Source organism: Achromobacter sp. (genome assembly GCF_050285585.1).
In the GTDB taxonomy this organism is placed as follows: domain Bacteria; phylum Pseudomonadota; class Gammaproteobacteria; order Burkholderiales; family Burkholderiaceae_B; genus Achromobacter.
Genome location: NZ_JBLZXF010000026.1, coordinates 1 through 26478 on the forward strand (window position 1 = coordinate 1; position 26478 = coordinate 26478).

General features: G+C 67.9%; 20 protein-coding genes and 1 pseudogene. 7 read left to right on the plus strand and 14 right to left on the minus strand.

All coding sequences use genetic code 11. From position 1 onward, the window contains the following. Positions 1-96: 96 nt before the first annotated feature. Together ACN6PJ_RS24305 and ACN6PJ_RS24310 are read right to left on the minus strand one after the other, a co-directional pair. Positions 97-456, minus strand: coding sequence for an NADH-quinone oxidoreductase subunit A (locus ACN6PJ_RS24305; RefSeq protein WP_006217959.1), 360 nt, complete (start codon positions 454-456; stop codon positions 97-99). Positions 457-748: 292 nt separating this feature from the next. Next, complete coding sequence (locus ACN6PJ_RS24310) at positions 749-1864, minus strand: porin (RefSeq protein ID WP_427998359.1); 1116 nt, start codon at positions 1862-1864, stop codon at positions 749-751. Positions 1865-2333: 469 nt separating this feature from the next. Here ACN6PJ_RS24310 and ACN6PJ_RS24315 point away from each other — a divergent pair, with 469 nt between their 5' ends. Genes ACN6PJ_RS24315 through ACN6PJ_RS24325 form a run of 3 tightly spaced genes read left to right on the plus strand, consistent with a single transcriptional unit; the run spans position 2334 to position 3822 of the window. Further along, positions 2334-2948, plus strand: a complete 615-nt coding sequence (locus ACN6PJ_RS24315) for a TetR/AcrR family transcriptional regulator (protein WP_427998409.1) — start codon at positions 2334-2336, stop codon at positions 2946-2948. Next, the gene (locus tag ACN6PJ_RS24320) at positions 2945-3388 is read left to right on the plus strand and encodes a PaaI family thioesterase (protein ID WP_129242893.1); all 444 of its coding nucleotides are present in this window, start codon (positions 2945-2947) and stop codon (positions 3386-3388) included. The genes ACN6PJ_RS24315 and ACN6PJ_RS24320 overlap by 4 nt, the downstream gene beginning before the upstream one ends. Beyond that, entirely contained in the window at positions 3385-3822 is a 438-nt protein-coding gene (locus ACN6PJ_RS24325; protein ID WP_427998360.1) for an NAD(P)-binding domain-containing protein, read from the plus strand. The genes ACN6PJ_RS24320 and ACN6PJ_RS24325 overlap by 4 nt, the downstream gene beginning before the upstream one ends. Here ACN6PJ_RS24325 and ACN6PJ_RS24330 read toward each other — a convergent pair. From ACN6PJ_RS24330 to ACN6PJ_RS24355, 6 genes are all read right to left on the minus strand, one after another. After that, positions 3793-4560 (minus strand): phosphatase PAP2 family protein, encoded by a 768-nt coding sequence (locus ACN6PJ_RS24330; protein WP_427998361.1) that lies wholly within the window; start codon positions 4558-4560, stop codon positions 3793-3795. The two genes, ACN6PJ_RS24325 and ACN6PJ_RS24330, sit on opposite strands and share 30 nt — an antisense overlap. 39 nt (positions 4561-4599) lie before the next feature. Continuing rightward, positions 4600-5382, minus strand: coding sequence for a metallophosphoesterase family protein (locus ACN6PJ_RS24335; protein WP_427998362.1), 783 nt, complete (start codon positions 5380-5382; stop codon positions 4600-4602). After that, the gene (locus tag ACN6PJ_RS24340; protein ID WP_427998363.1) at positions 5379-6353 is read right to left on the minus strand and encodes a diacylglycerol/lipid kinase family protein; all 975 of its coding nucleotides are present in this window, start codon (positions 6351-6353) and stop codon (positions 5379-5381) included. Before ACN6PJ_RS24340 ends, ACN6PJ_RS24335 begins: the two co-directional genes overlap by 4 nt. A 64-nt stretch (positions 6354-6417) precedes the next feature. Further along, positions 6418-8217: a gamma-glutamyltransferase family protein gene (locus ACN6PJ_RS24345; protein WP_427998364.1), complete on the minus strand. Its 1800-nt coding sequence runs from the start codon at positions 8215-8217 to the stop codon at positions 6418-6420. A 274-nt stretch (positions 8218-8491) separates the two neighbouring features. Next, entirely contained in the window at positions 8492-9994 is a 1503-nt protein-coding gene (locus tag ACN6PJ_RS24350; RefSeq protein WP_427998365.1) for an ABC transporter substrate-binding protein, read from the minus strand. A gap of 252 nt (positions 9995-10246) precedes the next feature. After that, positions 10247-11143 (minus strand): LysR family transcriptional regulator, encoded by an 897-nt coding sequence (locus ACN6PJ_RS24355; RefSeq protein ID WP_427998366.1) that lies wholly within the window; start codon positions 11141-11143, stop codon positions 10247-10249. 8 nt (positions 11144-11151) lie between these two features. On the opposite strand from ACN6PJ_RS24355, the pseudogene ACN6PJ_RS24360 reads away from it, so the two are divergent. Further along, positions 11152-11217 (plus strand): annotated as a pseudogene (locus tag ACN6PJ_RS24360) (hypothetical protein); the annotation flags it as partial. Here ACN6PJ_RS24360 and axyZ read toward each other — a convergent pair. Beyond that, complete coding sequence (gene axyZ, locus ACN6PJ_RS24365; protein WP_427998367.1) at positions 11205-11843, minus strand: multidrug efflux transcriptional repressor AxyZ; 639 nt, start codon at positions 11841-11843, stop codon at positions 11205-11207. The pseudogene ACN6PJ_RS24360 and the gene axyZ sit on opposite strands and share 13 nt — an antisense overlap. Positions 11844-12053: 210 nt before the next feature. Between axyZ and ACN6PJ_RS24370 the strand changes: the two genes are divergently transcribed. From ACN6PJ_RS24370 to oprZ, 3 genes are read left to right on the plus strand one after another with little or no spacing between them, the layout of a single operon-like run. After that, entirely contained in the window at positions 12054-13229 is a 1176-nt protein-coding gene (locus ACN6PJ_RS24370) for a MexX/AxyX family multidrug efflux RND transporter periplasmic adaptor subunit (RefSeq protein WP_427998368.1), read from the plus strand. 6 nt (positions 13230-13235) lie between these two features. After that, positions 13236-16373: a multidrug efflux RND transporter permease subunit gene (locus tag ACN6PJ_RS24375; RefSeq protein WP_427998369.1), complete on the plus strand. Its 3138-nt coding sequence runs from the start codon at positions 13236-13238 to the stop codon at positions 16371-16373. Further along, complete coding sequence (oprZ, locus tag ACN6PJ_RS24380; RefSeq protein WP_427998370.1) at positions 16370-17758, plus strand: multidrug efflux RND transporter outer membrane subunit OprZ; 1389 nt, start codon at positions 16370-16372, stop codon at positions 17756-17758. The genes ACN6PJ_RS24375 and oprZ overlap by 4 nt, the downstream gene beginning before the upstream one ends. Here the strand turns inward: oprZ and ACN6PJ_RS24385 are convergent. The 5 genes from ACN6PJ_RS24385 to ACN6PJ_RS24405 all read right to left on the minus strand — a co-directional run bounded on the left by ACN6PJ_RS24385 (position 17753) and on the right by ACN6PJ_RS24405 (position 26369). Beyond that, positions 17753-18424 (minus strand): helix-turn-helix transcriptional regulator, encoded by a 672-nt coding sequence (locus ACN6PJ_RS24385; RefSeq protein ID WP_427998371.1) that lies wholly within the window; start codon positions 18422-18424, stop codon positions 17753-17755. The genes oprZ and ACN6PJ_RS24385 overlap by 6 nt on opposite strands. Positions 18425-18510: 86 nt before the next feature. Further along, complete coding sequence (locus ACN6PJ_RS24390; RefSeq protein WP_427998372.1) at positions 18511-19968, minus strand: efflux transporter outer membrane subunit; 1458 nt, start codon at positions 19966-19968, stop codon at positions 18511-18513. 15 nt (positions 19969-19983) lie between these two features. After that, on the minus strand, positions 19984-23088 hold the full coding sequence (locus ACN6PJ_RS24395; RefSeq protein WP_427998373.1) for a MexW/MexI family multidrug efflux RND transporter permease subunit: 3105 nt from the start codon (positions 23086-23088) through the stop codon (positions 19984-19986). 16 nt (positions 23089-23104) lie between these two features. Next, positions 23105-24238, minus strand: coding sequence for an efflux RND transporter periplasmic adaptor subunit (locus ACN6PJ_RS24400; RefSeq protein ID WP_427998374.1), 1134 nt, complete (start codon positions 24236-24238; stop codon positions 23105-23107). Between the two features lie 163 nt (positions 24239-24401). Next, positions 24402-26369, minus strand: a complete 1968-nt coding sequence (locus ACN6PJ_RS24405; protein ID WP_427998375.1) for a BCCT family transporter — start codon at positions 26367-26369, stop codon at positions 24402-24404. Positions 26370-26478 lie beyond the last annotated feature (109 nt).

Sequence of the window (26478 nt, forward strand, 5' to 3'; positions counted from 1 at the left end):
GAACTTGTCGGCGCTGGTTGTGATGAACCCTTGCTTGAGAATGCCGTCTATAGCCATATTCGTCTCTGATAGCGTGCTGTGAGATAACCCGGCGGGTCATTCCCAATCCAGCGCGCCCTTTTTCCATTCGTAGATGAAGCCGACGGTGAGCACGGCCAGGAAGACCATGACCGTCCAGAACCCGACGAGCCCGACCGTGCCCTGGGCGATGGCCCACGGGAACAGGAACGCGATTTCGAGGTCGAAAAGAATGAACAGAATCGCCACGAGGTAGTAGCGCACGTCAAACTTCATGCGGGCGTCTTCGAAAGCCTCGAAGCCGCACTCATACGGCGAAAGCTTCTCGGCGTACGGACGCCGCGGACCAAGGAGGGAGCCGGCCGTTAGAAGCGCGAACCCGATGAGGGTGGCCACTACGATAAACAGCAGGACGGGGAAATACTGTTGCAGGTTCATTCAGGCGTCCGTCAAATGCGCAAACCTTAGGATTGTAGCATTCGCGCGGTTACTTCTGGCTGAACTCTGTAGCCCGAACAGCAGGTGAAAGACTGCATTCCTCAGATGGAACAGTCGCAGCTTTCCGGACAGCGCTGCAAGCTTACAACAGCCGGCCCGAACCTCTCCGCCAGGCGCCGGAAATCCGTCCACAGGGCGAAAAAAAACCACCCCGAAGGGTGGCTTTCATGCGAACGGGCCGAAGCCCGTTCGCACGCTTTGAATCCAGGCAGGACTTGCGCCCTGCTTTGGATTAGAAGCGGTGACGGATACCGACGCCGACAGCGGTCGACTTGACGTCGTCGATGAAGGCGTAGTTCTTGGCGTACGAACCGTAGGCGTACAGGTTGGTGCGCTTCGACAGGTCGTAGGTGTAGCCCAGCGAGAAGACGTTCATCTTGTCGTCGCCGCCCGTCAGCTTGTCGTTCGACGGGTCAACCATTTGCCACGAACCGAACAGCTTGCTGGCGCCGCCGATGGGGGCGCTCAGGCCGACCATGTACGAATTGGCCTTGAAGCCGTCAGCGAAGATGTTGGTGCCCAGGACGTCACCGGAGGTGATGCCGTTGATGCCTTGGCCGCCGAACCAGCCGTCGGTCGTGCGGGCATAGGCCAGCGACAGCTTGACGACTTCGAAGTCGTACGAACCGCCGATGCCATACGAACGCGGGGTAGCGTCAACAGCAGCTTGCGACTGGTTGTTGCTGGCGTTCAGTTGGTCGTACGACAGAGCGACGTTCAGGGGGCCGTTGACATAGCGCAGGCCGGTGGTGATGCCACGGACGTTGTCGGCGGTGCGGAAGCCAACGCGGTCGGCGCCAGCGTTGTCGTCAACGCTGAACGAGTAGCCAACGCCGAACTGGAAGCCGCTGAAGGACGGGGTTTGGTACATGACCATGTTGTCCCAGCGAACCGTGTTCATCGCGCTCATGCCCATGCCGATGTTGGCTTGGCCGAAGCCGGCGCCGAACGGATCGATCGAGCCGAAGTACTTCGAGGCGATGTTGGTTTGACGACCGAAGTCCAGTTGACCCCAGCTGTCGGAGGCCAGACCGACCGTGGCTTGACGGCCGAACAGACGGCCACCTTGAGCCGACTTGCCGTTGCCCGAATCAAAGCCCGATTCCAGTTGGAAAACAGCGCGCAGGCCGTCACCCAGATCTTCCGAACCACGCAGACCCCAGCGCGAACCGTTCTGGACGCCGTTGATCATGCCAAAACGGCTGCCGTTTTGGGCATCAGTACCGCCGCTGATCTTGTTGTAGCCGAGGCCCGTGTCGATGATGCCGTACAGGGTGACAGACGTTTCTGCCTGGGCGACACCGGCAAAACCGGCGAGCAGGGCGGCAGCGAGCAGAGTCTTTTTCATTTAAGAAATCTCCGTTGATTTGAGTGACAAGAGCAGCAATCCAGCAAACCAGCCTGCCGCCCCCCTAACTCCGCGAAGGGAAGTTGACGCTATTGCATCAAAAATCAGGGGGGCTGGCTATGGTCGGCATCAGAAAAGTGCAGGTTTGCGACAGGCTTGTTGGGATATTGCAACATCCCGCCGACGCTCCGACGATCCCGTTGGGGCTTACCCTAGCAAAAGTGGACAAGGTCCTATTCATGCGACTTTCAGCCCTGCCCCTAATTATTGGGCCCATTTCGGCGGCCATGTTCGCGCCGGATTTCATGCCGGCGAGTCCCCATTCCGGCGCTGCGCGCAGCCGCCCGCCCGCGTATCCCTCTAGAGCCTCCCCCGGCCCGTCCCGGCTTCGTCCGGCGCCTGGCAAATAACATTGTTATAAATAAAAATCGCCGATATGATCGAACGCACCGGATCCTGCTTCCACGCCATGCCCTCCTCCTCTTCCCGCCCCGGCCGCAATGAACGCCTGAACGCGCTGCGCCGGCAGCTCGTTCTCGATGCCGCCCAGCGCGTGTTCGAGCGCGACGGCCTGGAAAAAACGACGATCCGCGCGATCGCTGCGGAAGCCGGCTGCACCACCGGCGCGATCTACCCATGGTTCGCCGGCAAGGAAACCATCTATGGCGCGCTGCTGGAGGAGTCCCTGGAGCGCCTGCACGCCCACCTGAGCCGCGCGGCGGAAGCGGCGGACGCCCGGACGGCCGCGCGCAGCGCGATCCACGCCTTCTTCGGCTACTACGCCGAGCGCCGCACGGACTTCTCGCTGGGCATGTACCTGTTCCAGGGGCTGGGGCCGCGCGGGCTGGGCCGGGAAATGGACGAAAGGCTCAATGCGCGCCTGCGCCAGTGCGTCGACCTGCTGGGCCAGGCCCTGGCCAGGACGAAGTCGTGGAGCGCCGCCGTGGTGGAGGTCGAACAGATGAATCTCTTCACCTACCTGATGGGGCTGCTGCTCCTGCAGCACACCCATCGCCTGAAATCCCTGGGCCAGCGCGCGGACGCGCTGCTGGACAACTACTGCCACGCCCTGGAACAACGATGACCGCAACCGACCTGGACACCCGGACCGAGGCTCCGCTGATCAGCCTCGCCGATTTTCACATCCTGCTGGCGGACCAGCACCCCTTCTCGATGCTGCTGGGCATCGACGTGCTGCGCATCGGCCACGGCACGGCGCGCGCCGTGCTGCCCGCGCGCGACGCCCACCAGCGGCTGGGCGGCATCGTCGCCGGCCCCATGCTGATGGGGCTGGCCGACCTGACCATGTACGCCGCGGTGGTGGGCGCCACCGGGCAGGCGCACGCCGTCACGGCCAGCCTGACGATCAATTTCCTGCGCAAGAGCCCGGCGGGCGCGATTTACGCCGACGCCCGGCTGCTCAAGGTGGGGCGGCTGTCGGCGGGAGAAGTCATCCTGACCGGCGAGGGCTCGGACGAGCCCCTGGCCCATATCGTGAGCACGTGGTCGGTGCCCAAGCCATGAGCCTGCGCGTCAGCATCGTCGGCATGGGCAGGACCGGCACGCAGGCCGCCCAGCGCCTCCTGGCGGCGGAGCCGGACATCGCCCTCACCCTGTACGACATCGAGCCCGATCGCTGCGAGGACTTCCGCGGCAGCGCCACGCTTGCCACGTCCGCGCGCGAGGCGCTTGCGGAATCGGACACCATCGTGCTCGCCTTGCCCCGCGAGCGCGAGATCGACCGCACCCTGGAGCGCTTCAGCGACGGCAACGTAACCGCAGCCATCGCCGGCAAGCTGATCGTGGACCTGGAGCCGCCGTCCGCGGAGCGCGCGCGCCGGCTGAACCAGGCCATCGTCGCGGCGGGCGGGCGCTACGCCTGCGCGCCCTTGGTCGCGGCCGAGGCCGCGGGCGCCGCCGAAGCGCGCTTATTGCAGGCGCTCGCCCCGCTCGCCTGACGCGCGCAGGCCGCGCTCCGCCGCGACGCACAGGGCCAGCCAGCCCAGGCTGACCGAAAAGCCCGCGATCACATCGCTGGCGAAATGGACCTGCAGCAGGATGCGGCTGAGCCCGATCGCCACGATGAGCGCCGCCAGGACCGCAATGCCCGGCAGCCGCCAGGACGGCGGCGCCAGCCGCCACAATAGATAGCAGGCCGTGCCGTAGACCGCCATGGAGGCCGAGGAGTGGCCGCTGGGAAAGCTCCATCCCGCCGCGCTGGCGTAGCCGTGGTCGTGTTCCGGGCGCAGCCGTTCGAAATTCTGCTTGAGCAGCCAGTTGAGCGCGCCGCCCGCGCCCGTGGTGATGGCGCAGAACGCCGCCAGCCGCCATTGCCGGTTCCAGAGCAGGTACAGCGTCATCAGCACGCTTATCCCCGTCAGGAAATTCCGGTCGCCCAGATAGGTGAACCAGGACAGCAGCCATAGCAGGGGCATCGACATCGACATGCTCAGGGAACCGGCCAGGGCCCTGTCGAACTCCACCACCGCGCCCTGGCTGCCGACCGCAATGGCCAGGGCCAGGAACACCGCGAAGGAGGCGCCGATGCCCAGCGCGAAGCACAGCCCGCGCCCTCGGCGCGACAGGCCGCGGCAGCAGCGCGCGAACAGCAACGCCCCCGCGCCGCTCAAAAGCGGCAGCAGGATGAACAACAGCAGGGCATGGGCCGCGGCCCACGCGGCATAGACGTCCGTCATTTGCAAGCGTCCATGAGAAGATTCTCGCCGCCGGCCACGCTACCGCGCGACAAGCGTCTTGTCGACCGGCGCGAATGCATTCGTCCCCGCGGCGTAATCCCACCGCTCGACGTGGCAGCCGCCCTCTGCCTCGCGCGTAATCACATTCACCGAGTTGGGAATCTTGCCGCGCACCCGATGCGAGCAGGTGGTCCCCGCCTGGACGATCCAGCCGCCGGCCGGCGCGGACGGGTCCAGCGGCAGCACGTAGGGCAGATGGATATGGCCGCCAAGCACGAGATCGACCCCGGCCTGGGCCCAGGCCTCGAGCGCGTGCTGGCGTCCGATCAGCAGGTTGGACAAGTCGGATTCCACCTTGGCGCGCACCGGGTGGTGCGCCACCACCACCCGCAGCTGGCCGGGCCGAGCCTGGCGCAGACGCTGGGCGACCCGAGCGATCTGCCCGGCCGAGATCTCGCCGTCCTTGCGGCGGCGCGGTCTGGTCGTGTTCACGCCGATGGCGAGCAGGCCATCGTTCTCGAACACGGGTTCCAGCACGGCGCCCAGGGCGCGCTTGTAGTTGCCATAGGGATTGAGCGCCCGCGCGAACACGTTGAACAGGGGAATATCGTGGTTGCCCGGCACCGCCAGGACGGGCAGCGACAGGCGTTCGATGAATTTGCGCGCGGCGGCGAACTGGCCGCGCCGGGCGCGCTGCGTGATGTCGCCGCTGAGCACGACCAGGTCGGGCGCGAGCGCGCGGGCCAGGTCCAGCGCGGCTTCGACGACCGGCTTGCGCTCGGTGCCGAAGTGAGTGTCGGAAAGATGCAGAATGCGCGTCATGAACGGTCCAGGCATTGCGGGTCCGCCGGCACCACCAGCGGCAACGGATCGGCAGCCACCTTGAATTCCAGCGGCGTATTCATCCAGGAGATCTCGCCGTCCATCGCCACCTTGACCCGCCGGCGTCCGCGGACGTCCACGGTCAAACGATCGAAAGCGAAGCTGACGACGTGCTCGGCGTCGCCGAGCCGGCTGGCCAGGCCGCGCAGCAGCAGGCCGTAGAGAGCCAGCGAGCCGACCGGCCGAGCCGCCATGGCGATGAGGCGGCCCTGGCCGAGCTCTTCGGAGGGGATGCCCACGTGTTCGAGCTGAAGTTTGTTGTTGCCCACCACCAAGGTGGGGGACCGCAGGTTCCGGGCCTTGCCTTCGTAGTCGAGCAGCAGGCTCAGCTGGCGCGGCGCGCGCAGCAGCGTGACCAGCCCCGACCAGAGGGCCACCATGCGGCTGCGGCCGTATTTCTGTTTGTAGGCCTCGCGGTCTTCGAGCAATTGCGGGTACAGGCCCAGGCTGGCATTGACCAGGAACGGCCGGCCGTTGAGCAGGCCGACCTGCACCGGCCGGGGCTGGCCTTGCAGGAAGCCGCGCAGCGCCGTTTCCGTGTCCTGGGAGATACCGTAGCTGCGGCCGAAGTAATTGAAGGTGCCCTGCGGCAGGATGCCGAACGGCACGCCCTGGCCCAGCACGGCGCCGGCGACCGCGTTGAGCGTGCCGTCGCCGCCCGCGGCGATGACGACGCCCTGCTCGCCGCGCGCGCGCCGGACGGCGGCCTGGGCCGATTCGGCCAGCCGGGAAGGATCTTCGATAGGCATCAGCGCATAGCGCCGCCCGGCCGCATCGAGCATGCGGCGGACGGTGTCCTGCAGGGCCTGCGCGTCGCCGCGCCCCGATCCTGTGTTGAGGACGATGAAGAGCGGTTCCTGCCCCGTCAGGGACCGGGCCCCTGCCGCGGGGCTCTGCTGGGATGGCGTCATGGGTCAAACATACCCCATGCCGGCAAACCGCCGCAACAGAGCCCGCCGCGCGGATCGCGGCAGGTCAGCGGCCGACGGCGTAGGCTTGCATCAGGCGCGGCGTGGCGGCCGCGTGCAGCAGTCCGTCGGCGTCGCGCGACGCGGCGGTCAGTCGGCCCACGGACCATTCCGGCACCTGCTCGATCCGGTGCCCGCGCTGGCGCAGCGCCTCGATGACCTCGGCGCCGAAGCTGGCCTCCAGCGCCAGATGCCCCGGCTTGCGGTCCCGCGGATAGAAGGACGTGGGGAAATGCATGGTGTGGGACATCGGCAGGTCGATCGCTTCCTGCAGATTCAGTCCGTGGTGGACGTGGCGCAGGAAGAACAGCAATTGCCACTGTTCCTGCTGGTCGCCGCCCGGCGTGCCGAAAGCCAGATAGGGCTTGCCGTCGCGCAGCGCCAGGGAGGGCGTGAGCGTGGTGCGCGGGCGCTTGCCCGGCGCCAGCGTGCCGGGCAGGCCTTCCTCCAGCCAGAACATCTGCGCGCGCGTATTCAGGCCGAACCCCAGCTCGGGAATGACCGGAGAGGACTGGAACCACCCGCCGGACGGCGTGGCCGAGATCATGTTGCCCCAGCGGTCGATGACATCGACGTGCGTCGTGTCGCCGCGCTTGGCCGAGGCGCGCATGTCGGCAAGGGTAGGCTCGTTGGTGGCGCTGCCGGGCGCGGAGACCGGCGACAGGCGCTGCAGCGTGTCCATGACGCGCGCCACCTGCGCCTCGAAGCCCGGCACCCGGCCCGGCAAGAGGTCCTGCGAGGCCATGTCGCCGATCAGCGCGCGGCGTTCGTCGTTGTAGGCGTCGGACAACAGGTGCTGCAGCGGCACGTCCACGAAGGCCGGATCGCCGTAATAGGCCTCGCGGTCGGCGAAGGCCAGCTTCATGGCCTCCGTGATCCGATGCACGAATTCCGCGCTGGTCGGGCCGACGCCCGCCAGGTCCATGCCCTTGAGCAGCGCCAGGGTCTGCAGGAACACCGGGCCCTGGCTCCACGGGCCGGCCTTGGCCACCGTATAGCCGTGGTAGTCGTAGGCGACCGGCTTGTCGTAGCTGGCGGACCAGCCCGCCAGGTCGTCCGCGGCGATGACGCCCCGATGGGCCGAGCCGCTCTCGTCCATGACGTCGGTGCCGCGCGCGAACCGCTCGATCTCTTCGGCCACGAAGCCTCGATAGAACGCGTCGCGCGCCGCCTCGATCTGGCGTTCGCGATCTCCGCCGGCGCTTTCGGCCTGCTTCAGCACCCGGGTCCAGGTACGCGCCAGCGCCGGGTTGCGGAACAGCTTGCGGGCTTCCGGCACCTTGCCGCCCGGCACATAGACCTGGGCCGTCGTGGGCCAGTGGGTTTCGAAGAAGTCCTTCAGCCCGGCGATGGTGTTGGAGATGCGCGGCATCAGCGCGTGGCCATGCTCCGCGTAGTAAATGGCCGGCTCCAGCACGTCGCGCACGCGCATCGTGCCGTGGTCGCGCAGCAGCAGCATCCAGGCGTCGAAGGCGCCGGGGATGACCGTAGCCAGCAGGCCGTTGCCGGGGATGAGCGTCAGGCCTTCGGCTCGGTAGCGCTCCAGCGTGGCCGCCGCCGGGGTGGTGCCCTGCCCGCACAGCACCTCGACGCGGCCGGTGCGCGCCGAATGGAAGACCGCGGGCACTTCACCGGCGGGACCGACCAGATGGGGCTCGACCACCTGCAGCACGAAGGCCGAGGCGACGCAGGCGTCGAACGCGTTGCCGCCGCGCTCCAGCAGCGACATGCCGGCCGCGCTGGCCAGCCAATGGGTGGAGGTCACGACACCGAAGGTGCCGAGAATTTCCGGACGCGTTGTAAACATGGCTTACCCCCTACCCGCTGCGCGGGTCGCCTCAAGGGGACGACGCCTACGGACCGGCAAAGCCGGATCCGTGGCGTCCCCCATAGCGCGTGCTACGTAGGGACTGTTGTTGACTTGCGCATGCGGCGCGCTGGACGGCATATCCACGTTCTACCTCACAAAAGCTGTCAGACACCAAGAAGGACCGCGATAGAGATACGCAGTGTCCGGCACCCCTGCGAGGCGGACGTCAATCCGCGACGGCGTTCCCCGGGTGCCTGACACGGAATCCGATCTATTTTTTCGCGACGGTTACGCCCTTGAGCCGGATGAGGCCATCGGGGTACGGCACAAAGCCTTCCAGCTTCTTTTGCACGCCGAACGTCCACGGCAGGTAGAACAGGTAGACGATGGGGCGCTGGTCCTGCATGGCCGTCAGCACCTGGTCATACAGGGCGCGGCGCTTGGCCTCGTCGGATTCGGCGCGGGCGTCGTTGAGCAGCTTGTCCACCGCGGGATCGCAGAACTTGCCGTCGTTCAGGTTGCCCTTGCAGCTCACGTACTGGTGGATATTGCCGCTGGGGTCCACCCGGCCGGACCAGCCGCTCTGCCCCACCTCGAAATCACCGCGCGCGAGCGAAGACTGCAGCGACGCGAATTCCACCGGCCGCAGGGTAATGTCGAAGCCCGCCTCGGCGCCCATGGCCTGCACCAGTTCGAACACCTGCTGCATGGTCGTGTTGTTGCCGAAGGTGATCTCGAATTTGACGCGGTCGAAGCCGGCCTCCTTCAGCAGGGCCTGGGCCTTCTTCGGATCGCGGCCCTTGTGCTCGAAAGCGGTGTTGTAGGCGAAGCTGGCCGGCGGGAACGGCTGGTAGGCAGGCTGGAACATACCCTCGCCGACCACCTGGTTCAGTACGTCGCGATCGATCGCCAGGTCCAGCGCCTGGCGCACGCGCTTGTCCTTGGCCAGCGGATTGTCGGCGCGCGCGCCGTTGCCCAGGTTGACCGAGATCGACTGGAAGCCCAGGCCCGTCACGGGAGCCAGGCGCAGGTTCTTGTCGTCCTTGACGGCCTTGGCGTCGCTGGGGGCCACGCGCTCGATGATGTCGAGGTCGCCGGCGCGCAGGTTGTTCAGCCGCACCGTGGTGTCGGGGATCGGCGTGAAGACCAGGCGGTCGAAATGATAGTTGGCGGCATCCCAGTGCTTGGGAAACTTTTCGAGCACGATGCGATCGTTCTGCACGCGCTCCTTGAATTGGTACGGACCCGAGCACACGGGCTTGCCGCCCGGATCCTTGTCGAAGGAGGCCGGCGACATCATCATCCCGGCGCGGTCCGACAGTTGCGACAGCAGCGACGCGTCCGGCTCGGACAGGTTCAGCACGACGGTCCCGGCGTCCGGGGCCTCCACGCTGGCAACCGTGGCCAGCTCGCTCTTGCGGTTGCTGTCGGGCTGGGTGCGGGCGCGGTCCAGGTTGGCCTTCACGGCCGCGGCGTTCACCGGCGTGCCGTCGTGGAAGACGGCATCCGTGCGCAGCTTGAAGGTCAGCACCTTGTTGTCGGGGCTGATGGTCCAGGATTGCGCCAGCTGCGGCACGATCTTCAGGTCAGGCGTAATCTCCACCAGCTTGTCGCACAGCGAGGCGAAAACGATGCGGCCGACGAAAGTGCGGGCACGCACGGGATCCAGCACGTCCGGGTCATCCTGCAGCCCGATGCGCAGGGTCGATTGGGCTTGCGCCAATCCGCTGGCCAGCATTCCCGCCATGGCCATGGCGAGGCAAAGTTTACGCATGAATATCTCCGTCGATTCAGGTCGGCCTGCTTCCCCGCGCGCCTGCGGCACGCCGCCCGGCATGGAGGAACAGACCCGAGCCGTGCTGCACTGCCGGGCCCATCCCCCGCTGCGCACGTTCTTGTCGGATTCTGCGCCAGGCGCGCGGCGATTGTATAGAGCCTCGGCGGTCGCGGGCCTAAATTCCGAGGGAGACGGCCGCCTTGCGGACAAGGCCCCCGCCATGCCGAGCCGCGGGAAGCGGCCTCGCGCTCACGGAATCCGGCAAGGCGCCGAGAAATCCACGGCGGCCCGGACCTGGTCGCGCAGCTTGCCGACGAGCGGCCGGGTGTCGTCGCGCCGATACTGGAACGCATAGGGCAAGGCCGCCAGCCCGGGATCGCAATCCAGCACGCGCAGGCTGCCCTCGGCCTGCAGCGCCCTGGCCCAATGGCTGGGAAGCAGGCCCACGCCGGTGCCTTCGATCAGCAGGCCGACCACCGCGCCCCAGTTGTTGCAGCACAGGCGCTCGCCCCCCGCGTCCCGGCCCGCGAGCCAGCCGTCGATGATGCGCGTGGTGCCCGCGCCCGCCGGCAGCGTCACCAACGGCAGACGCTCCAGCAATTCGGGAACCATGCGGGTGGCGCCAGCCAGCACGGCCGGCGAGGCCGACCAGGAAAAGTCGGCCTGCCCGATGGGCGTGGATGCGATCCCGGGGCGCGACGAACTGCCGGCGATCACCGCGAAATCCAGTTCGCCGTCGGCCACGCGCCGTTCCAGCACCTGCCCGATATCGACATAGGGCTCCAGCACGAGGTCCGGATAGGCGGCGCGCACCCCCCGGATCAGACCTGGCAGCCACGTCAGCGCCGTCAGTTCGCCCACGCCGAAGCGGCAGCGGCCGCGCAGCCCCGGGCTTTCCGCCAGCGAGGCCCGCAACTGCTCGGCGGCGGCCAGCAGGTCGCGCGCCTGGGGCAGGAGGCGCAGGCCGGCGTCGGTAAGCACCGCCTTGTGCCCGCTGCGGTCGAACAGCGGCTGGCCCAGGGCCTCCTCAAGCTCGGTGATGCGCTTGGACAGCGACGACACCGACAGGTGCAGGCGCTCCGCGGCCACGGCGAAACTGGCGCAGGTGGCGGCCCAGTAGAAGGCTTCGAGTTGCTTGAGGGTCATGCGGTGATTGTAGGGGCGCCCGGCTGAGGGGTGCCCGGCTGAGGGGCGCCCGGCTGAGGGCCTACGCGGCTTGAGGCGTCCGCAGGTGCATGGAGAGCCGCAGGGTGTCGATGGCGGCGCGGAGCATGCGATCGACGCGCGGCCAGAGATCGCCCTTGAGGCGGTCGGACCAGCAAAGGCTGTCGAACACACCGTCGACCAGCGAATGCAGGTAGATGTTGGACAGCCTGATATCCAGCGCGCGCGGCAGGTCTTCGCGCTTGACGGCGGCGCGCAGCAATTTCTCGGACGTGCGCAGGGCATGGCGTTCCCAGAGGTCGCGGCGGCGCAGCAGCGGCGCATTCTCGTCGCTGCGTTCGCACTTCAGGTACAGGATCTCCAGCACGCGCTGCACGGACCCCTCTTCGGCGTAGATCTGGATGTACTGGCGCATCGAATCGTAGAGCGCCTCCAGCGCCTCTCCGTCCGTCGACACCTGCGTCAGCGGCGCCGCCTCGCCGAGCGCCCGGTCGCACATCGCGATACAGACATCGATCTTGTTCTTGTAATGGCCGTAGACGGCGCCCCGGGAAATGCCCGCCTGGTCGGCAATATCGCTCATGGTGGTGCCGGCCACGCCTTTGGACAGGAACACGCGCTCCGCGGCATCCAGGATGCGGGTGCGGGTGCGTTGGGACTCTTCTTTCGTCTTGCGGGCCATGCGGAAACCTCCCTTAAAAAAAAGACGGCCTCCCGATCCGAGAGCCGTCTTTCCGTGTTGTGTGAATAAGTGTGAAGCCCGAAGCATACTTTCGAACAAAGTAATTAATCAAGCATGACGGATTAAATGCTAGACTCGCTTCCCCACCTGGAAAGTCGGCGCCTTTCCGCATTCCCTGCCCCCTGCGGGCACATCACAACAATTTTAAAAATGAAGCATCGAGTCTCCTTGCCCTTAGTCGCTCTCTTATCCGTATCGATTCTTATTACAGGCTGCTCCAAGCCTGCGCCTCAGGAGGCCGCGCAGGCGCCGGCCGAGGTCGGCGTCATTGTGGCGGTGGCCACGCCCACCAGCGTCGCCACCGAACTGCCGGGCCGCCTGGAGCCCTATCGCGAAGCCGAGGTGCGCGCCCGCGTGGCCGGCATCGTCACCGCGCGCCTGTACGAGGAAGGACAGGACGTGGCGCGCGGCGCCGCCCTGTTCCAGATCGATCCTGCGCCTCTGCAGGCCGCCTACGATTCCGAAGCGGCGAACCTCGCGCGCGCGCAGGCGAACCTGTCCGCCGCGGCCGACAAGCTGCGCCGATATGCCGACCTGGTGTCCGACCGGGCCATCAGCGAACGCGACCACGCGGAAAGCGTGGCGCAGGAGCGGCAGGCCCGCGCGGAGGTGGCGCTGGCCCGCGCCAACCTGCAGAGCGCCAGGCTGAAGCTGGGCTATGCGCGCGTCACCTCGCCCATCGACGGCCGGGCGCGCCGCGCCCTGGTGACGGAGGGCGCGCTGGTGGGCGAAGGCCAGGCCACGCCCCTGACGATGGTCCAGCAGATCGATCCCATCTACGTGAACTTCGCGCAGCCGGCCGCCGACGTCATGCGGCTGCAAAAGCAGATCCGCGCCGGCACCTTGCAAGGCGTATCGCCGGACCAGGTGCGGGTGCGGCTGCTGCTGCCCGACGGCTCCGAGTACGGGCGCGGCGGCACGCTGTCCTTCGAGGATCTGGCGGTCGACCCCGGCACCGACAACGTGACGATGCGGGCGCTGTTCGACAACCCGGACCGGGTCCTGCTGCCTGGCATGTACGTGCGGGTGCGGCTGGAGCAGGCGATCAACCGAGACACCTACCTGGTGCCGCGCGACGCCCTGCTGCGCAACGCCGAGGGCGCCCACTTGCTGGCTGCCGGCGAGGACGGCGAGCTGCGGAAGGTCGCCGTCGAGGCCCACCGCCTGCTGGGCCCCAACTGGATCGTCACGCAAGGCCTGGAAGGCGGCGAACGCATCGTCGTCGAGAACGCCGCCCAATTGGCGGCGGGCCAGAAGATCAAAGCGGTAGAGCGGCCCGCGCCCGGCGCACCGGCGCGCCCCCCCGCCTCCGCCCAACAAGGATAAGCCGCCATGGCGCGTTTTTTCATCGATCGTCCCGTCTTCGCGTGGGTGATCTCCCTGCTGATCGCGCTGGTCGGCATCCTCTCCCTCCGCGCGTTGCCGGTGGCGCAGTATCCGGACATCGCGCCTCCCGTGGTCAACGTGGGCGCCAGCTATCCCGGCGCCTCGGCCAAGGTGGTCGAGGAAGCGGTCACCGCCATCATCGAGCGCGAAATGAACGGCGCGCCCGGACTGATGTACACCTCGTCCTCGAGCGACTCGACGGGATGGGCCAGCATCAACCTGACCTTCAAGCAAGGCACCAACCCGGACCTGGCGGCCGTGGAGGTGCAGAACCGCCTGAAGGCCGTGGAGCCCCGGCTGCCGGAAGCCGTGCGCCGCGACGGCGTGCGCGTGGAAAAGGCCGCCGACAACATCCAGCTGGTGGTGTCGCTGAAGTCGGATGGCGCCCTGGACGACATGCAGCTGGGCGAGCTGGCCGCCTCCAACGTGCTGCAGGCCCTGCGCCGCGTGGAGGGCGTGGGCAAGGTGCAGTCCTTCGGCGCCGAGGCGGCAATGCGCATCTGGCCGGATCCGGCCAAGCTGACGGCCATGTCGCTGACGCCCGGCGATCTCGTCGCGGCCCTGCGCAGCCACAATGCGCGGGTCACCATCGGCGAGCTCGGCAATCAGGCCGTGCCCAAGGACGCCCCGCTGAACGCCAGCATCGTGGCGGCCGAATCCCTGCAGACGCCCGAGCAATTCGCCAACATCCCGCTGCGCGCGCAGCCGGACGGCGCCACCCTGCGCCTGAAGGACGTGGCCCGGGTGGAGCTGGGCGGCACCGACTATATGTACCTGTCCCGCGTGAACGGCATGACCGGCACCGGGCTGGGGATCAAGCTGGCGCCGGGATCGAACGCGGTGGAAACCACCAAGCGCATCCGGGCGACCATGCAGGAACTGGCCCAGTACTTTCCGCCCGGCGTGAGCTGGGACATCCCGTACGAAACGTCCACCTTCGTCGAAATCTCCATCCAGAAGGTATTGATGACCCTGCTGGAGGCGGTGGCCCTGGTTTTCTGCGTGATGTACCTGTTCATGCAGAACTTCCGCGCCACGCTGATCCCGACGCTGGTGGTGCCGGTGGCGCTGCTGGGCACGCTGGGCGTGATGCTGGGGCTGGGCTACTCCATCAACGTGCTGACGATGTTCGGCATGGTGCTGGCCATCGGCATCCTGGTGGACGACGCCATCGTGGTGGTCGAGAACGTCGAGCGCATCATGACCGAGGAAGGCCTGCCTCCGCGCGAAGCCACCGTGAAGGCCATGCGCCAGATCAGCGGCGCCATCGTGGGCATCACGGTCGTGCTGGTGTCGGTGTTCGTGCCCATGGCGTTCTTCGACGGCGCGGTCGGCAACATCTACCGCCAGTTCGCCGTGACGCTGGCCGTGTCGATCGCGTTCTCGGCATTCCTGGCGCTGTCGCTGACGCCGGCGCTATGCGCCAGCATGCTGCGGCCGGTCGCCGCCGGACACCACGAGAAGCGGGGCTTCTTCGGCTGGTTCAACCGGGCATTCGCGCGCCTGACCGTCCGCTACACGGCGACGGTATCCGGGGTGCTGTCCCGGCCGGTGCGCTTCGGCCTGGCGTACCTGGCGGTGATCGCCGCCGTGGCGCTGTTGTTCGCGCGCCTGCCGTCGTCTTTCCTCCCCGAGGAGGACCAGGGCAGCTTCATGGCCATGGTCATCCTGCCCCAGGGCTCCCCCCAGGCCGAGACCATGGCGATCGTGAAGGACGTCGAGCGCTACATGATGGAGAACGAGCCCGTCGAATACGTCTATTCCGTCAACGGTTTCAGCCAATACGGCAGCGGCCCGAACTCGGCCATGTTCTTCGTGACCCTCAAGGACTGGAAACAGCGCCGCGATCCCGACCTGCACGTGGACGCGGTGGTCGAGCGCATCAACGCCGCCTTCGCCGCGCGCAGGAACGTCATGGTGCATGCGCTGAACTCTCCGCCGCTGCCCGACCTGGGCTCCACGTCGGGATTCGACTTCCGCCTGCAGGACCGCGCCGGCCTGGGCCACCAGGCCCTGGCCCAGGCGCGCCAGCACCTGCTGGCGGCGGCGTCCGCGCACCCGGCGATGGCCGACGTGGTGTTCGCGGGCCAGGAAGACGCTCCGCAGCTGGAACTGCGCGTGGACCGCGACAAGGCCCAGGCCATGGGCGTATCCATGGACGAGATCAACACGGCGCTGGCGGTCATGTACGGATCGGACTACATCGGCGACTTCATGCTCAACGGCCAGGTGCGGCGCGTCACCGTCCAGGCCGACGGCAAGAGCCGCGTCGACGTGGACGACGTGTCGCGCCTGCACGTGCGCAATCTGCAGGGCCAGATGGTGCCGCTCTCCGCCTTCGCCACGCTGGAATGGACGATGGGTCCGCCGCAGCTCAATCGCTACAACGGCTTCCCGTCCTTCACCATCAACGGATCGGCGGCCCCGGGGCACAGCAGCGGCGAAGCCATGCGCGCCATGGAGGAGCTCGCGGCGGACCTGCCCCGGGGCATCGGTTTCGACTGGTCGGGCCAATCCTATGAAGAGCGGCTGTCCGGCAATCAGGCGCCCGTGCTGTTCGCGCTATCGGTGCTGGTGGTATTCCTGGCGCTGGCCGCCCTGTACGAAAGCTGGTCCATTCCGCTGGCGGTGATCCTCGTGGTGCCGCTGGGCGTGATCGGCGCGGTGTTCGGCGTAACCCTGCGCGGCATGCCCAACGACATCTACTTCAAGGTCGGGCTGATCGCCACCATCGGCCTGTCGGCCAAGAACGCGATCCTGATCGTGGAAGTGGCCAAGGACCTGGTGCGCGACGGCCAGGGCCTGGTGTCGGCCACGCTGGAGGCGGCGCGGCTGCGGCTGCGGCCCATCGTGATGACCTCGCTGGCCTTCGGCGTGGGCGTGCTGCCGCTGGCGCTGGCCACCGGCGCGGCCTCCGGCGCCCAGGCAGCGATCGGCACGGGCGTGCTGGGCGGCATCGTCACCGCCACGGTGCTGGCCATCTTCCTGGTGCCGCTCTTTTTCCTTATCGTGGGCCGCGTGCTTGGCATGCGCGTCCGCCCCGCGCGCCCCGAAGGCCGCGAATCGCTGGAGACCTCGCCATGAAGGCTATGGCAATGACCCTGCTTGCGCTGGCCCTGGCCGGCTGCTCGCTGGCCCCCGCCTACGAACGCCCGGCCGCGCCGGTGCCGGCCGCCTATGGCACGCCGCCCGTGGACGGGCAGGCCGCCATGCCGCAAGATTGGCGCGGCTATTTCAACGACCCGGCGCTGCAGGCCTGGATCGAAGCCGCGCTGGACAACAACCGCAACCTGCGCGTGGCGGCCCTGCGCATCCAGGAAGCCCGCGCGCTGTATGGCGTGCAACGGGCCGACCGGCTGCCGTCCGTGGAGGGCACGGGCGAATTCACCCGCGGACGCGCCACCGAGCCCGGACAAACCGGCATGCCGGTCGCGAACCGCTACCGGGCGGCGGTCGGCGTCGCCGCGTTCGAGCTGGATTTCTTCGGACGGGTCAAGAGCCTGAGCGATGCCGCGCTGTCCCGTTACCTGGCCAGCGAGGAAGCGCACCGCGCGGCCACGCTGTCGCTGGTGTCGGAAACCGCCACGGCATACTTCAACCAGCGCTCGCTGGCCGAACAGCTGAGGCTGACGGACAGCACCCTCGCGCTGCGCGAGTCCTCGCTCACGCTCACGCAGCGGCGCTACGACGCGGGGCTGGAAACAGCCATGGGGCTGCGCACCGCGCAGATGCTGGTGGAATCGTCGCGCGCAACGCGCGCCGAGCTGAGCCGGGAGTACCGCCAGGCCGTGCATGCGCTGGGGCTGCTCGCGGGCGACTTCTCGCTGCCGCCCGACACGGACGCCGTCGCGCTGGAAAGCCAGAGCCTGACGCCGCTGGCGGCGGGCCTGCCGTCGGCCCTGCTGGCTCGGCGCCCGGACCTGCGCCAGGCGGAGGACGCCTTGCGGGCCGCCAACGCCGACATCGGCGCGGCGCGGGCGGCGTTCTTCCCGTCCGTGCAGCTGACGACCGATATCGGCACCACGGCCGGCAGCTTTTCCGGCCTGTTCGGGCCGGGCACGGGAAACTGGGTGTTCTCGCCCAGGCTCACGCTGCCCATCTTCAACGCCGGACGCAACAGCGCCAACCTGTCGCTGGCGGAAGCCCGCAAGCACATCGCCGTGGCGCAATACGAGGGCAGCATCCAGCAGGCCTTCCGCGAAGTGGCCGATGCGCTGTCGGCGCGCGACACGCTGCGCGACCAGATCGACGCGCAGCGCAAGGTGCGCGATGCCGACCGCGAACGCCAGCGCCTGGCCGAACGGCGCTATGACCGCGGCGTGGCCAGCTATCTCGAAATGCTGGAGGCGCAGCGCAGCCTGTTCGAATCGGAGCAGGAATACATCCGCTTGCAGCAGCGCCGGCTGGTCAACGCGGTGGATCTGTACAAGGCCCTGGGCGGATGGGACCAGGAAGCCGGTCCGTCATGAGCGGCCGGCGGGGCCGCGCTTGCGCACGCGATAGGCGCAGCGCCGCGCGCCGGTGAGGATGTGTTCTTCCCGTTCCACCTGCACCTCATCGCCAAGCACCTTGTTGAAGAGTTCCAACTCGCTGCGGCAAAAGCCCATACAGGCTTTGGCCGCAGAGCAGATCGGGCAATGGTTCTCGATGAACAGGAAATCCGCGCCGTCCTGGCGCAACTCGGCCATATAGCCTTCCGCGCTGCGGACTTCCGCCAGGCGTTCCAGCCGCCCTTTCAGGCTCCTGGCGCCCTGCATGGCCTCGCGATAGCTGCTGAGCATGGCGGCTTCGCGCACCTGGATCAGCTTGTCCACGCCCTCGTCGCCGAAAACCTGGCGCACGGCGCCGATCATCTGCACCGTCATCTCGGCATGGGTGTCCGGGAAGCGCGCGTGCCCGGCCTCGGTCAGGAACCAGATCTGCGTGGGCCGGCCCCGGCCCGCGCTGCGGCTTTCGGCGTCGACCAGCCCGTCCGCGTGCAGCCGGGCCATCTGCTGGCGCACCGCCTCGGCCGTCACGTCCATGGCCTTCGCGATGACCGCGATGGACTGCGGGCCGCGCGTCTTCAGGGTCATGAGCACGCGGTCCGCGGGTTGATGCGGCCAGGCGACGGGATGGGACAGGCTGTCGGACATGGGTGTAATGAAGCTCCGGATGGTTTCCTATGGTGCCACGAACGGCGCCGAGGGGGGCGGCCCGGGGCGCGTCAGCCCGGGGCGCGCTAGCCCGGGGCCGGGCCCGGCGGAACGCCCGCCGTCTCCCGGCCCGCCTCCCAGCCGCCCCCCAGCGCCTTGTAGAGCGCGATCAGGCGGGTATAGGACTCGGTCTCCGCCACGGCGACGGCGTCCTGGGCGCGCAAAAGCGTACGCTGCGCGTCCAGCACCGTCAAATAGGGCGTGCCGCCTTCCCGGTAGCGCAGCTGCGCCAATTCGGCCGCCCTGCCGCTATGGGCGGCCGCCTGCGCCAGGCTGCCCAGCCGCTGCTGGGTCTGGCCGTACTCGGTCAGCGCGGACTCCAGTTCCTCCACCGCGCGCAGCACCGTCTGTTCGTAGCGCGCCGCCTCTCCTTCGGAACGCGCGACCGCGCCGCGCTTGCGCGCCAGCGCCGTGGGCAGGTGGAACGCGGGCCAGTTCGCCCCCGCCGCCACGCTGAACCCCCGGCTGGCCGCGGAACCGAAGTCCGCGCCGCGCAACGCGATGAAGCCCAGGAATCCCCCCAGGTCGACGCGCGGATACAGCTCGGCCGTCGCCACGCCCACATCCGCGTTGGCCGCCGCCATGCCGCGCTCGGCCGCCAGGATGTCGGGGCGGCGGGACAGCAGCGCGCCCACGTCGCCGATCGGCAGGCGGACGTTGAGGGGGGCCAGCGGTTTGCCCGCGTCCAGCTCGCCCAGTTCCACCGGCCGCAGGCCCGCCAGCACCGCGATCCGGTACTGCGCCAGGCGGCGGGCCGCGATCTGCACCGGCACGCTCGCCTGGACGGTTTCCAGTTCGGCGCGCGCGCTAGCCAGGTCTCCCTCGTCGCCGCGGCCCGCGGACACCATGGCCTGGATGACGCGCAGGCTGTCCTGCTGGCTCGCCAGGTTCGCGCGCGCCACCGACAGCCGCTGCTCCGCCCCGCGCAGCTCGAAATAGTTGCGCGCCACTTCGGCCGCCACCACGATGCGGGCCTGGGCCAGGTCCGCCGCCTGCGCCTCGCTGCGCGCGGCCGCGCCTTCGGCGGCCCGGCGCAAGCGTCCGAAAAGATCCAGTTCCCAGGTGGCGTCGAAACCCGCCCGGTAGCTTTCGGCCAGATTGCGTCGCCCGGCCGGCCCCGGGTTGGCCTGGGACAGGCTGCGCTCGTAGCCGCCGTCGAGGGTCACCGTGGGCAGCCTGTCCAGTTCCTTCTCGTCCAGCACCGCCCGGGACTCGGCAAGGCGAGCCTGCGCGATGCGGATATCGAGGTTGCGCTCCAGCGCAAGCGCGATCAGGCGGTCCAGCTGCGGATCCTGCAGCTGCTTCCACCAATCGCGCTGCACGCGGTCCGCGGAAAAAAGCGCCTGTTCGGGGCTGGCCAGGACGACGGGCCGGGGCTTCGGTTCCCGGTAGTCGGGCCCGACCGCGCAGCCGGCGGCGGCCAGCGCCGCCAGGAGCGCCGTGGCGCCGCGGCGCAGGCGTGTGTATCGGGAAAGGTCATTCATGATCGGCTCCTTCGGCTAGGCGGAGGCACCGGGCGCCGCGGCGTCCTCGGCCTGCGCCAGCGCCAGTTCCCGCGCGCGCGGCGTATCGTTCGCCGCCCGGTGGTCGCGGGCGAATACGGTGTAGACGGTGGGCAGCACGAACAGCGTAAAGAGCGTGCCCACCAGCAGGCCCACCACGATGACCAGGCCCAGGCTGTAGCGGCTGTGCGCGCCCGCGCCGGTCGCGAACAGCAGCGGAATCAGCCCCATGACCATGGCGGCCGTGGTCATCAGGATGGGGCGCAACCGGATCCGGGCGGCCTGCTCCATCGCCGCGCGCCGGTCCAGCCCGTGGCTGACCTGCATCTCGTTGGCGAACTCCACCATCAGGATGCCGTGCTTGCTGATCAGCCCGATCAGCGTCACCAGCCCGATCTGGGTATAGATGTTGACCGTCGCCATCCCGAGCGCCAGCGGGATCAGCGCGCCGCAAATCGACATGGGCACGCTCACCAGGATGATGAAAGGATCGCGCAGGCTTTCGTACTGCGCGGCCAGCACCAGATAGATCACGATGATGGCGAAAATGAAGGTGATCATCAGCGCCGTCCCCTCCTGGGTGAACTGGCGCGCGTCCGACTGCCAGTCGTAGCTGAAGCCCGCGGGCAGCGCCTGCGCCTGCCGGGTCAGGAACTGCACCGCGTCGCCCATGGTGACGCCCGGCATGGGGATCGCCTGGAAGGTGGCGGCGTTGAGCTGGTTGAATTGCGTGAGCTTGTTGGGCTCGACGTCCATGGACACGGCCACGATGTTCGACAGCGGCACCTGCGCGCCGCTGGCGCTCTTGACGTAGTAACGCGCCAGCGATTCGGGCGAAATGCGCTGTTCGCGCAGGCTCTGCGGAATGACGTCGTAGGAACGCCCGTCCATGCCGAAGCGGTTCACGTAGTTCTCGCCCACCAGCACGGCCAGCGTGTCGCCGATGGCCTTCATGGTGACCCCCAGGCTATTGGCCTTGGCCCGGTCCACCTTGAGCCGCACGACCGGGTTGTTGTAGTCCAGGTCGCTGTCGACCACCATGAAGAGACCGCTTTCGCGCGCCGCCTTCTTCAGTTCCTCCATGGCCTCGTAGACCACCGGGTAGTCCGAAGCGCTCATCAGCACCATCTGCACCGGCAGCCCCCCGGTGGAGCCAGGCAGGGAAGGCAGCTGGAACGCAAAGATATTGCTGCCTTCGATCCGGTTGGCCATCGATTGCATGTCGGCCTGGATTTCGTCTGCCGAACGCTTGCGCTGCTCCCAGGGCACGAAATCCACGCCGCCGATGCTGTTGGAGACGCCATCTGAACCGTTGATCAGCCAACGCCCGTTCTGCTCCGGCAACGTCTTCATGACGTCGTCCCACTTCTTGCCGAATTTTTCGACGTAGTCGATGTTGGCGTGCTGCGGCGACTTCACCGCGGTCAGCACCGTGGACTGGTCCTCTACCGGCGCCAGCTCGCGCTGGGCGGCGTTGTACAGGAACGGCAGGCTCGCCAGCACGGCCACCGCAACCACGCCCGTCACCCAGCGATGGTGCAGCGACACGTCCAGCAGGCGGCCGTAGGCGTCGCCCAGGCGGCCGAAGAAATGCTCTGCCCGGCGCGCCATCCACCCTTCGGAAACGTGCGCGTCCAGCAGGAAGGAGCTCATCACGGGCGACAGGGTCAGCGCAATCACGCCCGAGACGACCACGGCCCCCGCCAGGGTGAAGGCAAACTCCTTGAAGAGCGAGCCCGTAAGGCCGCCCATCAGGCCGATGGGCGCATAGACCGCGGCCAGCGTGATCGTCATCGCGATCACCGGCCCCGCCACCTCGCGCGCGCCGATGAGGGCCGCGCGCACCGGCGACTTGCCCTCCTCGATGTGGCGGTGCACGTTCTCCACCACCACGATGGCGTCGTCCACCACCAGGCCGATGGCCAGCACCATGGCCAGCAGGGTCAGGAGGTTCACGCTGAACCCGAACAGGGCCATGATCGCCGCCCCGCCCAGCATCGACAGGGGAATCGTCACCACCGGAATCACCACGGCGCGCAAGGAGCCCAGACACAGGAAGATCACCACCACCACGATGGCGATGGCCTCGATCAGCGTGTGCACCACGCCGTCGATGGAGGCGCTGATGAAGCGGGCGAGCTCGAACGGCACCTGCACGCTGGTGCCCGGGGGCAGGTTCTGCTTGATGTTGGGCAGCAGTTCGTTCAGGCGTTTGACGATGACCAGCGGATTGCCCACCGGCGTGGCGTTCAGGCCGAAGTACACCGCCGGCTCGCCGTCCATCAGGCCGCTGGAATCCGTGGACGCCGCGCCCAGTTCCACGGTGGCCACGTCGCCCAGCCTCACGATGGCATCGCCGTCGCGCTTGACGACCATGTCGCGGAATTCGGCCACGTTGACGAGGTCCGTGTTGACCTGGATGTTGGACACGACGTACAGGCCCTTGGCCTGCCCGGGCGCGGCCTGGACGTTGTTCTCCCGCAGCGCGTCGGCCAGCTCGCCCGCCGAAATGCCCCGCGCGGCCATGCGGTTCGGGTCCAGCCACACCCGCATGGCCAGCTTCTGCCCGCCGTACAGCTCCACGCTCGCCACGCCGTCGATCGAGGACAGCTGGGGCTGCACCACGCGCGACAGGTAGTCGGTCAGCGAGGCCAGCGACAGGGTCGAGCTGGAGAAACCCACGTAGGCCACCGCGGTCGCTTCGCCGGCGGACTTCACCAGCACGGGGTCATACGCATCCTGCGGCAGCCGGTACTTGACCTCGTTGACCTTGGCCATCACCTCGGTCATGGCCTTGTTCGAATCGGCGTTGAGCTTCATGCGCACCGTGATCACGCTGCGCCCCTGGGTGGATGAGGAAGACAGATAGTCGATGCCCTCCACCGTGGCCACCGACTGCGCGATCGGCTGGGTGACGAAGCCCTGCATCAGGTCGGGCGATGCGCCCGGGTACTGCGTGGTAATCGTGATCGTGGTGCTTTCCGTGAGCGGGTACTGCCGCACCGGCAGGCCGCTCAGGGCCTTGATGCCCAGCAGCAGGATCAGGGTGCTGACCACCAGGGCCAGCACCGGACGGCGCACGAAGAGATCGGTGAATTTCATGGTCTGCTCCGCGCCCTCAGCGGGCCTGCGCCACGGCTTGCTGCGCGCCGCCGAGCGCCACGGTGTCCTCGGCGCTGACCTCCACCGCCGCGCCGTTGTGCAGGCGCAATTGGCCCGAGGTCACCACGCGGTCTCCGGCCCGCAGGCCTTCGGTCACGACGACGCGCCCGCGCGCGCGCTCGGCGGTTTTCACGTAGGCCTGCCGCACCGTCGGGCCGGCGGCTTCCTGCCCCGCCTTCGGCGGCGTCAGCACATAGACGGAATCGCCGTAGGCGCTGTAGCTGACGGCGGTCTCCGGCACGGTGATCACGTCCGGCCGGGCGGGCAGGCCGACCTCGGCATGCGCAAACATGCCGGCGGCCAGCGCGCCGTCGGCATTGGGCAGGGTCGCCTGCACTCGCACGGTGCGCGAGCCCGGATCCACCTGCGGCTCCACCGTAGTGACCTTGCCATCGAAGACGCGCCCCGCATGGGCGTCCACCGTCACCGCCACGGGCTGGCCCACGCGCAGCGCGCCGAGGGCCAGCTCAGGCAGCGTGATGTTCGCGTACATGGTGGCCCCGTCGGTCAGGGACACCAGGGGATCGCCCGCCCGGGCGAATTGCCCCAGATTCACGCGCCGCACGCCGAGCACGCCGTCGAACGGGGCCTTGACGCGCTTTTGCTCGATCAGCGCCTGCACCCGCTTGATGTCTCCGGCGGCCTGGTCGTAGTCGGCCTGGGCCTGGTCCAGCTGTTCGCGCGTGGCGGCCTGCTGCGGCAACAGGCGGCGGGTGCGATCCAGCAGGGCCCGCGCGTTGCGCGCCTGGGCCTGCAGCCGCGCCAGTTCGCCCTGTTCCGGCGCGTCGTTCAGCTGCACCAGCAACTGGCCGGCCTTCACGCTTTCTCCGGGCGTGAACAGGATCTGCGCCACCCTGCCGTCAACCTCGGCCGCCACCTGCACCTGGCGCGAGGCCTCCAGCGAGCCGATGCCGGCCAGGGTGACGGGGAAGTCCGCCTGCTCGGCGGCCGCGACGGCGACTTTGGCCGGCGCCATGGCCCAGCCGCCGCCCTGCTTTGCGCCGCCGTATTTCCAATACAGGCCGCCGCCGGCCAGCGCCACCGCCAATGCGACGGCCCCTGCCGTCCACGCTCCTGAATTCGACCTCATGATTCGCTCGCTATTTTTCAAAGAATACGCTTGGAATATTCGATGATAGCCGCGATTTGGTCAAAATGGTTTACGCAATCCCCGCGATAGCGCAGGGTTATTGGCGGAGATTGCGCGAAAAAAAGCCGCCAGGAAACTGGCGGCAGGCAGGCGGGCGTGGCGGCTAGCGCACCATGTGCAGGTAATGGCGGTGGCGCTCGTATTGGTCGAGGATGTCGCCGATGACGGCGTCGCGGCTCCAGCCCATGATGTCGTAGTCCTGTCCGCCTTCGCGCAGATGGACTTCGGCGCGGAAGTATTTGCGCTCCTCCTCGTCGGCCGCCTCTTCGGGCGTCAGGCTGGGCCGCACGAAGGCCTCGGGCCTGACGGCATACCAGAAGTCCAGGTAATCGCCATGCGACACCTCAAGGGTGACGGCGCCCTCGTCCCCGTCCTCGCGCACTGCCACAGCGTAGCCCTGGCGGCGCAGTTCATCGGCCACGTCCTCCAGCGCCGGCCGCACCACGTCCGCGATGAAGCGCAGCACGTGGGCGCGGCGCGGCATCATGACCATGTTCCGCAGGCGCCGCTCCCAGGATTGGCCGCCGCGCGCGGGACGCGACAGGGTCAGCGACTGATAGCGGATGCCGCGCTTGGTCGCGTCCAGCTTCAGCGCCTTGAACAGGCCCCACAACGACAGCAGCAGAATGACCGAAAACGGCAGCGCGCTCGCGATGGTCGCCGTCTGCAAGGCGGTCAGGCCGTCGGCCAGCAGCAAGGCGATGGCCACGGCGCCCATCAGCAAGGACCAGAAAATCCGCTGCCAAACGGGCGTGCGGTCCGAGCCCCCCGATGCCAGCAGGTCGACCACCAGCGCCCCCGAGTCCGCGGACGTGACGAAGAATACCGCCACCATCGCGATCGCGATGACCGACAGCACGCTGCTCCAGGGCAATTGCTCCAGGAAGGCGAACAGCGCCAGCGACGAATCGGCCTGCACGACCTCCGCGAGGCCCTGCACCTTGTCGACCAGAATCATGTGGATGGCGGTATCGCCGAACACCGTCATCCAGAACAGGGTGAAGCCCGCCGGCACGAGCAGGACGCCGGTAACGAACTCACGGATCGTGCGGCCGCGCGATATGCGCGCGATGAACAGGCCCACGAAGGGCGACCATGCGATCCACCATCCCCAGTAGAACAGCGTCCAGCCGCCGATCCAGTCGGTGGGCTCGTAGGCGTAGAGGTTGAAGGTCTTGTTGACGATGTCGGACAGGTAGGCGCCGGTGTTCTGCACGAAGGTCTGGAACAGGAACACCGTGGGCCCGACCACCAGCACGAACAGCAGGAGCACGGCGGCCAGCACCAGGTTGGTTTCGGACAGGATGCGGATGCCCTTGTCCAGGCCGCTGGCCACCGACAGGGTCGCCAGGCCGCAGGTCACGATGATCAGGATGATCTGCGTGGGTACGCCGATGGGCGTGTCGAACAGATGGTTGAGGCCGCTGTTGATCTGCGCCACGCCGAGCCCCAGGGACGTCGCCACGCCCAGCACCGTGCCGATGATGGCGAAAATGTCCACGGCGTGCCCCATCGGCCCGTAGATGCGGTTCCCGATCAGAGGATACAGGGCCGATCGCAGCGTCAAGGGCAAGCCATGCCGGTAGCTGAAGAACGCCAGGATCAGCGCCACCACCGCGTAGATGGCCCATGCGTGCAGGCCCCAGTGGAAGAAGGTGATCTTCATGGCCTCGCGGGCCGCCGCGACCGTGCCGCCTTCTCCTACCGGCGGCGACATGAAGTGCATGACGGGTTCCGCCACGCCGAAGAACATCAGCCCGATCCCCATGCCGGCCGAGAACAGCATGGCGAACCAGGTGAAATTGCGGTAGTCGGGCTCGCTGTGGTCCGGTCCGAGCTTGATGTCGCCATAGCGGCTCACCGCCAGGAACACCACGGCTAGCAGAATGATGGCCACGACCAATATATAGAACCAGCTGGCGTTGCCCAGGATCCAGCCCTGCACGGATTCGAACAGGCTTTGCGCGGCTTTCGGCGCCAGGATCGCGAAACCGACCAGCAGCAGCGTGAAGATGGCCGCCGGAAAAAACACCGGCCGGTTGATGGTGGATGGTCGGGTTTCTGAAGACATGCAGCCGCTCCTTTCGCCCGAGGGGTTGATTATTGCGGCGCGCGGCCCCCTCAGCCCGGCCAATGCGCCGCAGGTATTACTATCATGCCCCAAGCCCGGCTGACAATAC

What these genes read in the sequence shown, in the direction of transcription:
- ACN6PJ_RS24305 (WP_006217959.1), bottom strand. Translation starts at nt 456, where the DNA reads ATGAACCTGCAACAGTATTTCCCCGTCCTGCTGTTTATCGTAGTGGCC.
- ACN6PJ_RS24310 (WP_427998359.1), bottom strand. Translation starts at nt 1,864, where the DNA reads ATGAAAAAGACTCTGCTCGCTGCCGCCCTGCTCGCCGGTTTTGCCGGT.
- ACN6PJ_RS24315 (WP_427998409.1), top strand. Translation starts at nt 2,334, where the DNA reads ATGCCCTCCTCCTCTTCCCGCCCCGGCCGCAATGAACGCCTGAACGCG.
- ACN6PJ_RS24320 (WP_129242893.1), top strand. Translation starts at nt 2,945, where the DNA reads ATGACCGCAACCGACCTGGACACCCGGACCGAGGCTCCGCTGATCAGC.
- ACN6PJ_RS24325 (WP_427998360.1), top strand. Translation starts at nt 3,385, where the DNA reads ATGAGCCTGCGCGTCAGCATCGTCGGCATGGGCAGGACCGGCACGCAG.
- ACN6PJ_RS24330 (WP_427998361.1), bottom strand. Translation starts at nt 4,560, where the DNA reads ATGACGGACGTCTATGCCGCGTGGGCCGCGGCCCATGCCCTGCTGTTG.
- ACN6PJ_RS24335 (WP_427998362.1), bottom strand. Translation starts at nt 5,382, where the DNA reads ATGACGCGCATTCTGCATCTTTCCGACACTCACTTCGGCACCGAGCGC.
- ACN6PJ_RS24340 (WP_427998363.1), bottom strand. Translation starts at nt 6,353, where the DNA reads ATGACGCCATCCCAGCAGAGCCCCGCGGCAGGGGCCCGGTCCCTGACG.
- ACN6PJ_RS24345 (WP_427998364.1), bottom strand. Translation starts at nt 8,217, where the DNA reads ATGTTTACAACGCGTCCGGAAATTCTCGGCACCTTCGGTGTCGTGACC.
- ACN6PJ_RS24350 (WP_427998365.1), bottom strand. Translation starts at nt 9,994, where the DNA reads ATGCGTAAACTTTGCCTCGCCATGGCCATGGCGGGAATGCTGGCCAGC.
- ACN6PJ_RS24355 (WP_427998366.1), bottom strand. Translation starts at nt 11,143, where the DNA reads ATGACCCTCAAGCAACTCGAAGCCTTCTACTGGGCCGCCACCTGCGCC.
- axyZ (WP_427998367.1), bottom strand. Translation starts at nt 11,843, where the DNA reads ATGGCCCGCAAGACGAAAGAAGAGTCCCAACGCACCCGCACCCGCATC.
- ACN6PJ_RS24370 (WP_427998368.1), top strand. Translation starts at nt 12,054, where the DNA reads ATGAAGCATCGAGTCTCCTTGCCCTTAGTCGCTCTCTTATCCGTATCG.
- ACN6PJ_RS24375 (WP_427998369.1), top strand. Translation starts at nt 13,236, where the DNA reads ATGGCGCGTTTTTTCATCGATCGTCCCGTCTTCGCGTGGGTGATCTCC.
- oprZ (WP_427998370.1), top strand. Translation starts at nt 16,370, where the DNA reads ATGAAGGCTATGGCAATGACCCTGCTTGCGCTGGCCCTGGCCGGCTGC.
- ACN6PJ_RS24385 (WP_427998371.1), bottom strand. Translation starts at nt 18,424, where the DNA reads ATGTCCGACAGCCTGTCCCATCCCGTCGCCTGGCCGCATCAACCCGCG.
- ACN6PJ_RS24390 (WP_427998372.1), bottom strand. Translation starts at nt 19,968, where the DNA reads ATGAATGACCTTTCCCGATACACACGCCTGCGCCGCGGCGCCACGGCG.
- ACN6PJ_RS24395 (WP_427998373.1), bottom strand. Translation starts at nt 23,088, where the DNA reads ATGAAATTCACCGATCTCTTCGTGCGCCGTCCGGTGCTGGCCCTGGTG.
- ACN6PJ_RS24400 (WP_427998374.1), bottom strand. Translation starts at nt 24,238, where the DNA reads ATGAGGTCGAATTCAGGAGCGTGGACGGCAGGGGCCGTCGCATTGGCG.
- ACN6PJ_RS24405 (WP_427998375.1), bottom strand. Translation starts at nt 26,369, where the DNA reads ATGTCTTCAGAAACCCGACCATCCACCATCAACCGGCCGGTGTTTTTT.